Source organism: Rhodovulum sp. DZ06, from assembly GCF_050586345.1.
GTDB lineage: Bacteria > Pseudomonadota > Alphaproteobacteria > Rhodobacterales > Rhodobacteraceae > JBOCEF01.
The window spans coordinates 132,432-145,711 of the sequence record NZ_JBOCEF010000003.1 but is presented as its reverse complement, the minus strand read 5'-3'; the positions used below and the strand labels follow the sequence as shown (position 1 = coordinate 145,711).

Genomic DNA, 13,280 nt, shown 5'->3' with positions numbered 1-13,280 from the left:
ATTAAGGATACGAAATCATGAACAAGCGGTGGCGACAGCTGCGCATGGGCCTCTCGACGGTGACGGGATGGCGGAAGCAGGGATTCTTCATCCCCTATCGCTACGCCGGAACCGTGCCGGAGGTGCAGCCGCGATACGAAGGCGTGGAGGCGGCTTTCGACGCCGCTCGCCCGGCCTTCGAGCAGGTGCTGGACGCCGCCGCCCGCCATGCCGAGGCGCTGGCGGCGATCGGCGGCCCGGCCCCGTCGCCGCGCTGGGAGCAGGAGTGGTTCCCGCGGCTCGACGGCGCAGCGGCGTGGCTGCTGGCGCGCGAGGCCCCTCCGGCGCGGATCGTCGAGGTGGGCTCGGGGCATTCCACCCGGTTCCTCGCCCATGCGGTGGCGGCGGCGGGGGCCGGGGCGCGGCAGGTCTGCATCGACCCCGCCCCCCGCGCGGCGCTGCTGGACCTGCCGGTCGAGTGGCGCTCCAAGGTGCTGGGGCCCGAGGACATGGACCTGTTCGAGGACCTGGAACCCGGGGACATGGCGGTGTTCGACAGCTCGCACATCCTGGTGCCGGGCACGGATGTGGACATCATCCTGTCCCGCATCCTGCCGGTGCTGAAGCCGGGGGTGCGGGTGCATGTCCATGACGTGTTCCTGCCGGACCCGTACCCCGAGGCGTGGCTCTGGCGCGGGTATAACGAGCAGAACGGGCTGGCGCCCTGGATCCTGTCCGGCGGGCTGAAGCCGCTCTGGGCCTCGCATTACGCCGCCACGCGGATGGGCGCGGGCGAGCGGCCGGGGATCAGGGGCCTGCCGTATCGGGGCGCACCCGAAAGCTCGGCCTGGTTCGAGAAGGCCTGAGACCGCCTTTTCCACGCCGAAAGCTTGCCTTTTCGCCCCGCACAGGGCTAGTCCCGCCCGGGAACGAGGCAATTCAAGGGGACGGTGCGCATGAGCGGCTGGGACACGAGCGGCGGCGAGCATCCGCAGGCCGAGGGGCCGGCGATGATCCTGGTCGAGCCGCAGATGGGCGAGAACATCGGCGCCGCGGCGCGGGCGATGTGGAATTTCGGCCTCGACCGGATGCGGCTGGTGGACCCGCGCGACGGCTGGCCGAACCCCAAGGCCGTGGCCATGTCCTCGGGCGCCGCGCACGTGATCGAGAACGCGAAGGTCACCCCCACCACCGCCGAAGCGGTGGAGGACCTGCACTACGTCTACGCCACCACCGCCCGCCCGCGGGAGATGGCCAAGGCCGTGATGACCCCCGAGGCCGCGATGAAGGACGCCGCCGCCCGCATCGCCCGCGGCGAGAAGGTCGGCGTGCTGTTCGGGCGCGAGCGCACGGGGCTCGAGAATGACGACGTGGTGCGCGCCAACGCCATCGTCACCGTGCCGGTGAACCCGGCCTTCGCGTCGCTCAACCTCGGGCAATGCGTGCTGCTGATGTCCTATGAGTGGCGCCGCCAGGTGGACGACACGCCCGCCGTGCAGATGTCGACCGGCCATTCCGAGACCGCCGGGAGCGCCGACGTGGACCGGATGCTGGACCACCTGGAAGAGCAGCTCGAGGAGGCCGGGTTCTTCCACCTGCCCGACAAGAAGCCGATGATGGTGCGCAACCTGCGCAACCTGTTCCGCCGCGCGCCGCTGACCGAGCAGGACGTGCGCACCCTCTGGGGCGTGTTCCGCACGCTGTCGGAAAAGCGCCGCCGGAGGGGCTGAGCGGGAGGGGTCGAGCGGGAGGGGCCGAGCGGGAGGGGCCGAGGCCCCTGCCCGCCCCCGCGACGACCTGCGCCGCTTGGCCATGTTGGCGCGGGCGCGCGAAATGCTATCTCCGCCACTGACCCCGCCCGGGCCCTGCGCCCCGGCGGTCCCTGACGCGAAGGACAGGAGCCAACGCGCATGAGCAAGAAACGCGCGATCTTCGAGGAGACGACCCCCGAGGCCGCCGCCGCCCGTCCCGCCGCCCCCGCCCCGGGCGCGGCGGACGCGGCGCGGCGGCGCGGGCGCAGGCTGATCTCGGCCTGGATGCTGGTGCTGGCGGCGATGGTCGCGGCGATGGTGCTGGTCGGGGGACTGACCCGGCTGACCGATTCGGGCCTGTCGATCACCGAGTGGAAGCCGATCACCGGCGCCCTGCCGCCGATGTCGGACGCGGCCTGGGACTCGGAGTTCGAGAAGTACAAGGCGATCCCGGAATACGAGCTGGTGAACAAGGGCATGTCCCTGTCCGAGTTCAAGTACATCTACTGGTGGGAATGGGGCCACCGGCAGCTGGGGCGGCTCGTGGGCCTCGTCTGGGCCGTGGGCTTCGCCTTCTTCGCCCTGCGCAAGATGATCCCGCCGGGCTGGGCCGGGAAGATGCTGCTGGTCGGCGGCCTCGGCGGGCTGCAGGGCGCGATCGGCTGGTGGATGGTCTCCTCGGGCCTGCACGGGCGGATGGTGGACGTGGCGAGCTATCGGCTGGCCACGCATCTCGGCCTCGCGGTGGCCATTTTCGGCCTGCTGGTGTGGTTCTCCTGGCAGCTGCGGCGCGACGGGGCGTGGATGCTGGCGGCGCGGCGGCGCAAGCTGGTCTCGCTCTCCGGCGTCAGCCACGGGCTGATGGCGCTGGTCTTCGTGCAGATCCTGCTCGGCGCGCTGGTGGCGGGGATCGACGCGGGGCGCGGCTATGTCGACTGGCCGCTGATGAACGGGCAGTTCCTGCCCTCCGAGAGCTTCGATTACGAGCCGTTCTGGACCAATTTCTTCGAGAACCCGGCGCTGGTGCAGTTCATCCACCGCATGGTCGGCTACCTGGTGATGGGCTTCGCGGTGTGGACCTTCCTCAAGGCGCGCCGCTCGGGCCATGCCGGGGCGAAGGGCTGGGCGGGCCTCGCGCTGGCGGTCTGCGCCCTCCAGGTGGTGCTGGGGATCGTGACGGTGATGCACGCGGCGCCGCTGAACCTGGCGATCCTGCACCAGCTGGGCGCGCTGGCGCTGTTCGCCGCCGCGATCCGGCTGCGGCTGGAATGCCTGTTCCCGGCGGAAGAGAAGATCGCCCGCGGCTGAGGCCGGTCGGCGAGCAACGGAAAGGGCCCGCGCGAGGGGATCGCGCGGGCCCTTTTGCATTGCGGGGGGGCGTCCGCCCCCTCAGGGGGGCAAGCCCCCGTTCGGGGCCGGAGGGCGGCGCCCGCCGCCCGGGCGCGGGCGGCGGGCGGCTCAGCCCTTGCCCATCACCTCTTCTTCGTGGGCGATGGCCCAGTCGATCATCGGGCGCCACATGGCTTCGAGCATGTCGGGGTCCAGCCCCGCGGCCTCGCCCCTGGCGCGCACGGCCGCCAGCACATGCGCCACGCGGTCGGGGGCGGCGGCGGGCACGCCCTCCTTGATCTTGAACGGGGCGACATGGCGGACATAGCCGATGCGCTCGGCCAGCAGCGCGATCAGCTCGGCGTCGAGGCTGTCGATCCCGGCGCGGATCTCGGCGAGGGACGCGCAGTCCTGCGCGGGTTTGCGGGCGGTCATGGCGGTGTCTCCTGCGGGGGGCTGGGCCTGCGAAGGGGGCGCGCGTCAGTCGGTGGCCTTGAGCCAGCCGCCGACGGTCTGCACGAAGGCCTCTGGCTGCTCGGCATGAAGCCAGTGGCCCGCCTCCTTCACCGCCACGAAGCGGGCGGCGGGGAACAGGCGCTTGATCTGCGGGCGGGCCTCGGGGCCCACGTAATCCGAATTGGCGCCGTGGACGAAGAGGGTGGGGCCGGTGAATTCCCCTTCCGTCCCGGGCCAGCCGACGATGTCGGGCATGTGCGCCTCGAGCGCGTCGAGGTTCAGCTTCCAGCGCGCGGTCCCGTCTTCCTCGACCGCCAACGACTGCAGCAGGAAGGCGCGCAGGGCGCGGTCGGGCACGCCGTCCCGCAGCTGCGGCTCGGCGGCGGCGCGGCGGTTCACGGTGGACAGGTCCACGCCCTTCATCGCGCGGATATAGGCGAGGTGGCCGTGGTTCTCATAGGCCACGGGGGCGATGTCGGCGGCGATCAGCCGGTTCACCAGTTCGGGGCGCGTCAGGGCGAGCTGCATCGACGCCTTGCCGCCCATCGAGTGCCCGAGCACGTCGGCGCGCCCGCCGCATTCGGCCTCGATGGTCTCGGCCAGGTCCGAGGCCAGCGCCGGGTAAGACGCGTCCTCGCCCCAGGGGCTGTCGCCGTGGTTGCGCAAGTCCACCGCCACCACGCGCCGGGCGGGACACACGTTCCCCTGCGCCAGCCGCTTCGAGATCGCGCCCCAGTTCTTCGCGGACCCGTAGAGGCCGTGGACGATCACCAGCGGCGGCAGGTCGGACGGGGTTTTCGGCTCGGCGATGATGGTGTTCAGGCGCATCTCGGGTCTCCTTCGCCCCACTCGATACGACAAGGGCGGGCGAGGGTCATCCCCTCGCCCGCCCCCGATGCATCAGGCCGCGCCCGTCAGTGACGGAAGTGGCGCATCCCGGTGTAGACCATCGCCAGGCCCGCCTCGTCGGCGGCGTCGATCACCTCCTGGTCGCGGATCGAGCCGCCGGGCTGGATCACGCAGGTGGCGCCCGCCTCGGCCACGGTCAGCAGCCCGTCGGGGAAGGGGAAGAACGCGTCCGAGGCGACGGCGGACCCGATGGTGAGCGGCTGCGGCAGCTCCAGCGCCTCGGCCATGTCCTGCGCCTTGCGCGCGGCGATGCGGGTGCTGTCGACGCGGGACATCTGCCCGGCGCCCACGCCCACGGTGGCGCCGTCCTTGACGTAGACGATGGCGTTGGACTTCACGTGCTTGGCGACCTTCCAGGCGAACAGGAGGTCGTTGAGCTGCGCCTCGGTCGGGGCCTTCTTCGTCACGATCTGCAGATCGTCGAGGGTGATGCGCCCCGCGTCGCGGTCCTGCAGCAGGTAGCCGCCCGCCACCTGGCGCCAGGTCGTGCCGGGCGCGGCGGGGTTGGGCAGGCCGTCGACGGTCAGCAGGCGCAGGTTCTTCTTCTTCTCGAAGATCTTGCGGGCGTCCTCGTCGACGCCGGGGGCGATGACCACCTCGGTGAAGATCTTGGCGATCTCCTCGGCCGTCTCGCCGTCCAGCACGCGGTTCAGGGCGATGATGCCGCCGAAGGCGCTGGTGCGGTCGCAGTCGAAGGCGCGCTGGTAGGCCTCGGCCAGGGTCGCGCCGCGGGCCACGCCGCAGGGGTTGGCGTGCTTGATGATCGCGCAGGCGGCCGAGAGGTTCGGGTCGAACTCCGCCACCAGCTCATAAGCCGCGTCGGTGTCGTTGATGTTGTTGTAGGACAGCTCCTTGCCCTGGAGCTGCTGGGCCGTCGCCACGCCCGGGCGGTCGTCGCCGGTGACGTAGAAGGCGGCCGACTGGTGCGGGTTCTCGCCATAGCGCAGGGTCTGGCGCAGGGTCCCGGCCACGGCGCGGCGGCGCGGGGCGGCGTCGCCGGCATGGGCCGACATCCAGGTGGAGACCGCGGCGTCATAGGCGCCGGTGCGCGCATAGGCGCGGGCGGCCAGCGTGGTGCGGAAGGCGGCGGTGGTGCCGCCGTGTTCGTCCAGCTGTTCCAGCACCGCGGCGTAGTCTTCCACGTCCGTGACCACGGCGACATGGCCGTGGTTCTTGGCGGCGGCGCGGATCATGGCGGGGCCGCCGATGTCGATGTTCTCGATGCACTCGGCCGCGTCGGCGCCCTTCGCGACGGTCTCCTCGAACGGGTAGAGGTTCACCACGAGGATGTCGATCGGCACGATGTTGTGCGCGTCCATCGCCGCCACGTGCTCGGCGTTGTCGCGCAGCGCCAGCAGGCCGCCATGGACCTTGGGGTGCAGCGTCTTCACGCGGCCGTCCATCATCTCCGGGAAGCCGGTCAGCTCGGCTACGTCGCGCACGTTCAGCCCCGCGTCGCGCATCGCGCGGGCGGTGCCGCCGGTCGAGACCAGTTCGACGCCCTTGGCGACCAGCGCCTTGGCGAAATCTTCAAGGCCGGTCTTGTCGGACACGGAAAGGAGGGCGCGGACGGGGCGGACGAGCCCGGCGGCGGCGTCGGTCATGGGGAAGGCTCCGGCTGTCGCGCCAGGGGGGATCGGACCCGTGCGGCGCGGAAAACAGGGGCGGGCCCTCAGCCCGGGAGACGCGGGCCGGCGGCGCGCGCGTCAGCCCTCGCGGCGGAAAGCCCAGGTGACGCGGCCCCAATACCCCTCCGTGCGGGCGGAGACCACGATTTGTTTCGTCGCAAGCGGCTCCGGGGCCCCGGAAGCGAAGTAAACGGCGTCTTCGAGGCCCGCGCGCCCGCCGGTGCAGGAGAATCGCCACCGCTCGGCGCCCGCGAACAGGGTGAAGTCGCCGCCATCCTGCGCCACCTGCACCTCGGGGTGCAGGTGGAAGCGGGCGGCGAAGGGCAGGCCCCGCTCGCCATGGTCCCCCAGCGCCTTGACCGCGCGGTCGACCAGCTTCTGCGCCCTGGCGTCGGGGCTTTCCACCGTGTCCTCGCCGCGGAAATCGCGGCCGTCGAGCGACAGGAACAGGCGGCGCGCGTGGATCAGCCCGTGGGTGGAGAGGAACCCGTCATGGCGCGCCAGCAGCCATTCGCCCTCGCCGTCCGAGGCCTCCTCGGCCGTCACCGTGGCAGGGCCTTCCGAGAACGGGTGCGGCCCCGGCCCCTTGGCGCGCGACGCGATGCGGGCGGAGGAGGTGCGGGCGACCGTCAGCGCCGAATGCGCCGCGGTGGCGCGGCAGGCGTCGGCCCATTCCGCCCCGAAGGCGCGGCCCGGCCCGGCGGAGACGAGGATGCGGCGCGGACCGCTGGACAGCTCCAGCGCCAGGGTCGAGGCATGCGCCTCCGGCGTCGCGGGCGGCGCGGCCACGTCCATCACCACCGCGCTGCGCCCGGCATGCATCCGCCGGAAGCCCATCGCCGCGCGGGCGGGGGCGGTGCGCGGCGCGCGGGCCAGCGCCAGCGCGTGGTCGAGCCGCCCCTCCGGCCCCGCCCCGCCGCCATGGAACCGCGCCAGCCGCCCGTCGCCGAAGCGCAGCAGGCGCAGCGCCGGGGCCATGCGGTCGAGCGCGGCCTTCAGATCATCCGGGACCGCGTGGCCCGCCGCGCCCAGCGCCTCGGCGGCGGCGGCGAGCACGAGGTGGACCTCGGACAGCTCCTCGGGGTTGCGCGACGGGATGCCCCCGTCGGCGGCGGTCATACGGTCGGCGGCGATCCCCAGCGCCTGCGCATTGCGCGCGACCTCGGAAGCGAAGCGGTCGAAGGCGAGCGAGGCCCAGACCAGCCCCGCCAGCGCGCAGATCCGCGGCCGCCCCTCGGGCGCCTTCTTCCAATGACCGGCGAGGTAGCGCGCGTGCTGGCCCACGGCGCGGTAGAAGCGTTTGGCCAGCTCCGGGTCGGCGTCGTTGAGCGCCAGCCCGGCATGGGCCGACCAGGCGATCAGGCGGCGGCCCGCCAGGCCGGGGCGCCAGCCCTCGCCCTCGCCCCGCTCGCCATGCGTCGCGATCCAGCCATAGATCCAGGAGCGCGCGACGCGCTTCGGCTCGGACCCCGCCAGCAGCGCGAAATCGCCCAGCCAGTCGAAGCCGTGCAAGGCGTCCGAGAAGGCGGCCGAGGGGGCGCGCAGCTTCCACGGGCCGAAGCCCGGGGCCTGCAATTCCTGCCCCGCGAGGCGATAGACCCCGCGCATCATCGCGCGGCCGCGGGCGCTCTCTCCCATCCAGATCGGCGCGGGACGCCCGACCAGCGCGGTCGGCGCGCCGCCGAAGCCGGCAAGCTTGATCTGGAAACCGGAGAACAGGTCGCTCAACGCTAAAGGCCTCGTCTTTCGCCCGTCCTGCGCGCGGGCCACGGGGCCCCGGCGGGCGTGCGCTGCGCTGCAACATGCGCGCGCGCCCCGCAGCTATAGCCCCGGGGCGCGGGCGGTGTCACCCGCGCTTGCGCAGGTCGGCGGCGAAAAACCCGTCCATGCCGCCCTTTTCCCACAGGAAATCGGGCCGAAGGCGCAGATCGCCATCCGCAGTCGCCCAGTCCGGGTCCCCGCCCAGCGCGGCGGGGTCCACCGGCGCGCGGGTCGCATCCGCATGGCGCTCCAGGAAGGCGGCGATGCGTGCCTCGCCTTCCTCGGGGAACAAGGAGCAAGTCGCGAAGACCAGCCGCCCGCCGGGGCGCAGCCAGCTCCAGGCCTTCTCCAGCAGCGCGTCCTGGAGGGCGGTCAGCGCCTCCACGTCCTTGCCCTGCTTGATCTGCGGCAGGTCCGGGTGCCGCCGCACGGTGCCCGAGGCCGAGCAGGGCGCGTCCAGCAGGATCGCGTCGAAGGGCGCGTCGGGGGACCATTCCTGGGCGTCGACGCAGACGATCTCGGCCGAGAGGCCGGTGCGGGCGAGGTTCTCCGCCACCCGCTCCAGCCGCCGGTCGGAGATGTCGAGCGCCGTCACCTCGGCCCCCGCGGCGGCGAGCTGCATCGTCTTGCCCCCCGGCGCGGCGCAGAGGTCGAGGATCCGTTCCCCCTTCTGCGGCGCCAGCACCCGCGCGGGCTGGGCCGCGGCGGCGTCCTGCACCCAGAAGGCGCCCTCGTCGAAGCCCGGAAGCGCCGAGACCTGCGCCTGCCGCGCCAGCCGCAGCGAGCCGCAGGGCAGAAGCTCGGCCCCCATGTCCGCGGCCAGCAGCGCGGCGTCGGCGCGCGGATGCGGGGTCAGGTCCAGCGGCGGGGCGGAAAGCTGCGCGCGCAGGATCGCCTGTGCGGTGCGCTTGCCCCAGGCTTTCTCGAGCCGGTCGCGCAGCCAGCCGGGGGCGTTGGCGGTCTCGCCCGCCTTTTCCCACGCCGCCAGCCCGTCCGGCCCGCAGGCCTTGCGCGCCACGGCGTTCACGAGGCCCGAGAGCCCGCCCGCCCCGAGGCTGCGCAGGGCCGAGACCGCGCCGTCCACCACCGCGTGGACCGGGCCGCCATCGCCATGCGCCTCGGCCGCCGCCATGCGCAGGGCCGCGCGCGCCGGGCCGGGGGGATTCGAGCGCAGGAAGGGTTTCAGCGCCGCATCCGCCTGGCCGATGCGGCGCAGGGTCAGGGCGGCGAGGCTGCGGGCGCGGGCGCGGTCGGCGGGGGCGAGGCCCGCCGGGGCGTCCTCGGCGAGATCGGCGAGCATCCGCCCGTCCTCCAGCACGCCGATCAGAAGCCGCAGCGCCTCGCGGCGCGCGTCATGGCCCTCGGGCGCGGGGCGCCGCGCGGGACCGTCCCGCCGCGGCCCGCCCCGGTGGGACCCGCCGCGCCGCCCGCCACTGCCACCGCGCTTGCCGGGGCCTTTTCCGGGGCCCTTGCCGCCGCCCGCCTGTCCGTCGCTCATCCCCAGGGTCCCCGCCGCTTGGTCGTGGGCCGCACCCCGGCCCGGGGGATCGCGGTCCGCCGCTCCCGCGCCGTCGGCGCATAGGGCTCGGCCACGCTCCCCCGCCCCATGACAGGCGCCGAGAGGCCATGCAAGCGCGCCCCGGGCCGCACGCCCATCCCGCGGGCCATCTCTTCCAGCGCCGCGATGCGGTTGCGCATCGACGGGTGGGTCGAGAACAGGTTGTCCGCGCCGCGCCCGCTGAGCGGGTTGGCGATGAAGAGATGCGCCGAGGCCGGGTCGCGCTCGGCCCGCTCCATCTGCGCATGCGGCTGCGACAGCCGCGCCAGCGCCGAGGCGAGCCAGAGCGGGTTGCCGCAGATCTCGGCCCCCAGCCGGTCGGCGGAATATTCGCGGGTGCGGGAGATCATCATCTGCACCAGCATCGCCGCGAAGGGCGCCATCAGGGCCGAGAGCAGCACGCCCACCACCCCCAGCGGGTTGTCGCGGTTGCCCCCGAACCACAGCCCGAAATTGGCCAGCATCGAGATCGCGCCGCCCATGGTCGCGGCGATGGTCATCACCAGCGTGTCGCGGTTCTTGATATGCGCCAGCTCATGCGCCATCACCCCCGCCACTTCTTCCGTGGACAGGGTCCGCAGCAGGCCCGTGGTGGCCGCGACGGCGGCGTTGTTCGGGTCGCGCCCGGTGGCGAAGGCGTTGGGCTGCGCCTCGTCGATGATGTAGATCGCCGGCATCGGCAGGTTCGCGTTGCGCGCCAGCTGGGCCACCATGTCATGCAGCTCGGGCTGGGACGCGCGGGTGACGGGGCGGGCGCCGTAGCGGTTCAGCACCGCCTTGTCGGAGTTCCAGAACGCCCAGAAGTTCATCCCGGCGGCGACCACCAGCGCCAGCAGCGCGCCCCCGGTTCCGCCGATCATCCAGCCCACGCCCATGAACAGCGCGGTGAGACCGGCGAGCAGCATCATCGTCTTGACCTGGTTCATCTCGGAGCCCTCATCCTCGGGAGCCGCGGCGGCGCGGCGTTTGCCTCGCGCCCGCGCGCGGCCTATTTGCGGTGGGAAAGCCAGTTTCCGTTCGAGGAGCGATATATGTCCGCCGACGACGAAGCGAAAGCCGCCCGCATCAAGGCCGCCGCCGAACGCGCCCTGGCCGAGGCGCAGGCCCGCAAGGCCGAGACCCCGGACGTGGCCCTGCCCACGGAACTGGGCGGCCGCGACGGCCCCGAGCCGGTCCGCTATGGCGATTGGGAGAAGAAGGGCATCGCGATCGATTTCTGATCGCGGCGCCACCTGCACGACGCCGACCGCGGCGCCGGCGCAGCGCCGACACGCGCGCGGCGGCGACGGGCGCGGCTTCCCCGGACGCACAAGGCAGCATTCCCATGACCCACCTGTTGCAGGCCATGATCCTGATCGTCGTGGCCACCCCTCTCTTCGCCATCGCCGCGCGCGTGCTGGAGATGGAGACCTCGCCCCTCGGCCTCGCCGTCTACCTGGCGCTGCTGGTCGGGCTGCACGCCCTCTGGTTCCGCTTCGTCCGCCGCCGCTGAAGCCCCTGCCCCCGCGCACGAAAAAAGGCCCCGCCGAACCCGGCGGGGCCTTTCGTCTGCGCGGGGGGCGGCGATCAGAAGAACGCCTGCAGCCCGGTCTGCGCGCGCCCGAGGATCAGCGCGTGCACGTCATGCGCGCCCTCATAGGTGTTCACCGTCTCGAGGTTCGTCGCGTGGCGCATCACGTGGTAGTCGGCCATGATGCCGTTGCCGCCGTGCATGTCCCGCGCCAGCCGCGCGATATCCAGCGCCTTGCCGCAGTTGTTGCGCTTGATGATCGAGATCATCTCCGGCGCCGCGCGCCCCTCGTCCATCAGGCGGCCCACCCGCAGCGCGCCCTGGTAGCCGAGCGAGATCTCGGTCTGCATGTCCGCCAGCTTCTTCTGGAACAGCTGGGTCTGCGCCAGCGGACGCCCGAACTGGATCCGGTCGAGGCCGTAGCGCCGCGCCTTCAGCCAGCAATCCTCGGCCGCGCCCATCGCGCCCCACGCGATGCCGTAGCGCGCGCGGTTGAGGCAGCCGAACGGGCCCTTCAGCCCCTCGACGCCCGGCATCAGCGCATCCTCGCCGACCTCGACCTTGTCCATCACGATCTCGCCCGTGGGCGAGGCGCGCAGGGACAGCTTGCCCTCGATCTTCGGCGCGCTCAGCCCCTTCATCCCCTTCTCAAGGATGAAGCCGCGGATCTTGCCGCCATGCGCGTCCGACTTGGCCCAGACCACGAACACGTCCGCGAAGGGCGCATTCGAGATCCACATCTTGCCGCCCGAGATCCGGTAGCCGCCGTCGATCTTCTCGGCCCGGGTCTTCATCCCCGCGGGGTCCGAGCCCGCCTCCGGCTCGGTCAGCCCGAAACAGCCGATCAGCGTGCCCGCGGCGAGGCCCGGCAGGTATTTCTTCTTCTGCTCCTCGGAGCCGTAGGCCTCGATCGGGTACATCACCAGCGAAGACTGCACGGACATCATCGAGCGATACCCGCTGTCGACCCGCTCCACCTCGCGCGCGATCACGCCGTAGGAGACGTAGCCGGCGCCGAGGCCGCCATATTCCTCGGGGATCGTCACGCCCAGAAGCCCGGCCTCGCCCATCTTGGCGAAGAGCTCCGGCTCCATCGTCTCGTTGAGATAGGCGTTGGTCACCCGCGGGGCCAGCTCGGCCTGCGCGAAGGCATGCGCGCCCTCGGAGAGCATCCGCTCCTCCTCGGTCAGCTGGTCGGACAGGAGGAACGGGTCCTCCCAGTTGAAGCTGGCGAGCGAGGGGCCCTTGCCTGCGCCTTCGGCCATGATGCGTCTCCTTCCCAGGATGTTTGCTTTCGCTTGGCGCATGGATAGCTTGCGCGAACCCGTTTCGCCAATGAATGATACGGCGTTTCGCATGACAAATTGGAATGCATCCATGGCCATCCCCCGCCGCTTCCTGCCCGACACCGCCCATCTCGCCGCCTTCGAGGCGACCGCCCGGCTCGGCAGCGCGACCGAGGCGGCGGCGGAGCTGGGCCTGACGCAATCGGCCGTCTCGCGCCAGGTGGCGGCGCTGGAGAAGCGCCTCGGGGTCGATTTGTTCCTGCGCGCCAACCGCCGCCTGACCCTGACCCGGGCGGGCGAGACCTATGCGCAGGAGGTCGCCCGCGCCCTGTCGATCATCGGCGCGGCCAGCCAGGCGGCGGCGGTGAACCCGGATGGCGGCGTGCTGTCGCTGGCGATCCTGCCCACCTTCGGCGCGCGCTGGCTGGCGCCGCGCCTGCCCCGGTTCCTGTCGGCGCATCCGGGCGTGACCGTGAACCTCTCGACCGCGCTGGCGCCCTTCGACCTCGCCGCCGCGGGACATGACGCGGCGCTGACCTTCGGCGAGGCGGACTGGCCCGGCGCCGTTGGCGTGGAGCTGATGAAGGAGCGGATGGCGGCCATGTGCGCCCCGGCGATGGCGGCCGAGCGGCGCTTCGCCTCGCCCGCCGACATCGCCGCGGCCCCGCGGCTCGACATCGCCACGCGGCCCCATGCCTGGGCGGACTGGTTCGCGGCCCATGGCGCGCCGCCGCCGCGCGCGCCGGGCATGGTGTTCGACCATTTCGCCGCCATGTCGCGCGCGGCCATGTCCGGTGTCGGCGTCGCGCTCCTGCCCCTGTTCATGACCGAGACGGAGCTCGCGCGCGGCGAGCTGGTCGTGGCCTTCGGCCACTCGGTCGAGAGCCGCGGCGCCTACCGCATGGTCAGCCCCGCCGGGCGCCCGCCCTCGGCCCCCTTGCAGGCCTTCCGCGACTGGCTGCTGACCGAGGCGCAGCGCGGTCGCGACGGGGTGGGCTGAGCCGCGTCTTCCGGCGGCCCAGAGCGGGCGCCCGCAAAAGGCCGCAGGTCACATTCGCATTATCGCAACAAACGTTGACATGGATCAAAGCGGTTCATTTCCGCGTCGCTAGG

Annotated in this window: 13 protein-coding genes; 6 read left to right on the top strand and 7 right to left on the bottom strand. The window is 72.6% G+C overall.

Translation table 11 applies throughout. From position 1 onward, the window contains the following. Positions 1 to 17: 17 nt before the first annotated feature. The 3 genes from ACQ5SO_RS02650 to ctaA all read left to right on the top strand — a co-directional run bounded on the left by ACQ5SO_RS02650 (position 18) and on the right by ctaA (position 3,038). On the top strand, positions 18 to 845 hold the full coding sequence (locus ACQ5SO_RS02650; protein ID WP_430940015.1) for a class I SAM-dependent methyltransferase: 828 nt from the start codon (positions 18 to 20) through the stop codon (positions 843 to 845). A gap of 90 nt (positions 846 to 935) precedes the next feature. Then, positions 936 to 1,709 (top strand): RNA methyltransferase, encoded by a 774-nt coding sequence (locus tag ACQ5SO_RS02645; protein WP_430940014.1) that lies wholly within the window; start codon positions 936 to 938, stop codon positions 1,707 to 1,709. Between the two features lie 180 nt (positions 1,710 to 1,889). Next, the gene (gene ctaA, locus ACQ5SO_RS02640) at positions 1,890 to 3,038 is read left to right on the top strand and encodes a heme A synthase (RefSeq protein ID WP_430940013.1); all 1,149 of its coding nucleotides are present in this window, start codon (positions 1,890 to 1,892) and stop codon (positions 3,036 to 3,038) included. 150 nt (positions 3,039 to 3,188) lie between these two features. Here the strand turns inward: ctaA and ACQ5SO_RS02635 are convergent, their stop codons facing one another. The 6 genes from ACQ5SO_RS02635 to htpX all read right to left on the bottom strand — a co-directional run bounded on the left by ACQ5SO_RS02635 (position 3,189) and on the right by htpX (position 10,297). Next, on the bottom strand, positions 3,189 to 3,494 hold the full coding sequence (locus tag ACQ5SO_RS02635; protein ID WP_430940012.1) for a chorismate mutase: 306 nt from the start codon (positions 3,492 to 3,494) through the stop codon (positions 3,189 to 3,191). A gap of 45 nt (positions 3,495 to 3,539) precedes the next feature. After that, positions 3,540 to 4,343 (bottom strand): alpha/beta fold hydrolase, encoded by an 804-nt coding sequence (locus tag ACQ5SO_RS02630; protein WP_430940011.1) that lies wholly within the window; start codon positions 4,341 to 4,343, stop codon positions 3,540 to 3,542. 86 nt (positions 4,344 to 4,429) lie between these two features. After that, positions 4,430 to 6,028 carry a bifunctional phosphoribosylaminoimidazolecarboxamide formyltransferase/IMP cyclohydrolase gene (purH, locus tag ACQ5SO_RS02625; RefSeq protein WP_430940010.1) on the bottom strand — a complete coding sequence of 533 codons (1,599 nt, stop codon included), beginning with the start codon at positions 6,026 to 6,028 and terminating at the stop codon, positions 4,430 to 4,432. A gap of 102 nt (positions 6,029 to 6,130) precedes the next feature. After that, positions 6,131 to 7,780 (bottom strand): heparinase II/III family protein, encoded by a 1,650-nt coding sequence (locus ACQ5SO_RS02620; protein WP_430940009.1) that lies wholly within the window; start codon positions 7,778 to 7,780, stop codon positions 6,131 to 6,133. Between the two features lie 118 nt (positions 7,781 to 7,898). Continuing rightward, the gene (locus ACQ5SO_RS02615) at positions 7,899 to 9,311 is read right to left on the bottom strand and encodes a transcription antitermination factor NusB (protein ID WP_430940008.1); all 1,413 of its coding nucleotides are present in this window, start codon (positions 9,309 to 9,311) and stop codon (positions 7,899 to 7,901) included. Then, on the bottom strand, positions 9,308 to 10,297 hold the full coding sequence (gene htpX / locus ACQ5SO_RS02610; protein WP_430940007.1) for a zinc metalloprotease HtpX: 990 nt from the start codon (positions 10,295 to 10,297) through the stop codon (positions 9,308 to 9,310). Before htpX ends, ACQ5SO_RS02615 begins: the two co-directional genes overlap by 4 nt. A gap of 105 nt (positions 10,298 to 10,402) precedes the next feature. Here htpX and ACQ5SO_RS02605 point away from each other — a divergent pair, with 105 nt between their 5' ends. Further along, positions 10,403 to 10,591, top strand: a complete 189-nt coding sequence (locus tag ACQ5SO_RS02605; protein ID WP_430940006.1) for a DUF1674 domain-containing protein — start codon at positions 10,403 to 10,405, stop codon at positions 10,589 to 10,591. 104 nt (positions 10,592 to 10,695) lie between these two features. Next, a complete protein-coding gene (locus ACQ5SO_RS02600) occupies positions 10,696 to 10,863 on the top strand; it encodes a hypothetical protein (RefSeq protein WP_430940005.1) in 168 nt (55 codons plus the stop codon). Positions 10,864 to 10,937: 74 nt separating this feature from the next. Here the strand turns inward: ACQ5SO_RS02600 and ACQ5SO_RS02595 are convergent, their stop codons facing one another. Beyond that, entirely contained in the window at positions 10,938 to 12,146 is a 1,209-nt protein-coding gene (locus ACQ5SO_RS02595; protein WP_430940004.1) for an acyl-CoA dehydrogenase, read from the bottom strand. A 112-nt stretch (positions 12,147 to 12,258) separates the two neighbouring features. Here ACQ5SO_RS02595 and ACQ5SO_RS02590 point away from each other — a divergent pair, with 112 nt between their 5' ends. Next, positions 12,259 to 13,167, top strand: coding sequence for a LysR family transcriptional regulator (locus tag ACQ5SO_RS02590; RefSeq protein ID WP_430940003.1), 909 nt, complete (start codon positions 12,259 to 12,261; stop codon positions 13,165 to 13,167). Positions 13,168 to 13,280 lie beyond the last annotated feature (113 nt).

Bases quoted from the DNA above. Each gene is read 5' to 3' on its own strand.
- purH (WP_430940010.1), bottom strand. From the start codon at position 6,028: ATGACCGACGCCGCCGCCGGGCTCGTCCGCCCCGTCCGCGCCCTCCTT.
- ACQ5SO_RS02595 (WP_430940004.1), bottom strand. From the start codon at position 12,146: ATGGCCGAAGGCGCAGGCAAGGGCCCCTCGCTCGCCAGCTTCAACTGG.
- ACQ5SO_RS02600 (WP_430940005.1), top strand. From the start codon at position 10,696: ATGACCCACCTGTTGCAGGCCATGATCCTGATCGTCGTGGCCACCCCT.
- ACQ5SO_RS02605 (WP_430940006.1), top strand. From the start codon at position 10,403: ATGTCCGCCGACGACGAAGCGAAAGCCGCCCGCATCAAGGCCGCCGCC.
- ctaA (WP_430940013.1), top strand. From the start codon at position 1,890: ATGAGCAAGAAACGCGCGATCTTCGAGGAGACGACCCCCGAGGCCGCC.
- ACQ5SO_RS02630 (WP_430940011.1), bottom strand. From the start codon at position 4,343: ATGCGCCTGAACACCATCATCGCCGAGCCGAAAACCCCGTCCGACCTG.
- ACQ5SO_RS02590 (WP_430940003.1), top strand. From the start codon at position 12,259: ATGGCCATCCCCCGCCGCTTCCTGCCCGACACCGCCCATCTCGCCGCC.
- ACQ5SO_RS02650 (WP_430940015.1), top strand. From the start codon at position 18: ATGAACAAGCGGTGGCGACAGCTGCGCATGGGCCTCTCGACGGTGACG.
- ACQ5SO_RS02635 (WP_430940012.1), bottom strand. From the start codon at position 3,494: ATGACCGCCCGCAAACCCGCGCAGGACTGCGCGTCCCTCGCCGAGATC.
- htpX (WP_430940007.1), bottom strand. From the start codon at position 10,297: ATGAACCAGGTCAAGACGATGATGCTGCTCGCCGGTCTCACCGCGCTG.
- ACQ5SO_RS02615 (WP_430940008.1), bottom strand. From the start codon at position 9,311: ATGAGCGACGGACAGGCGGGCGGCGGCAAGGGCCCCGGAAAAGGCCCC.
- ACQ5SO_RS02645 (WP_430940014.1), top strand. From the start codon at position 936: ATGAGCGGCTGGGACACGAGCGGCGGCGAGCATCCGCAGGCCGAGGGG.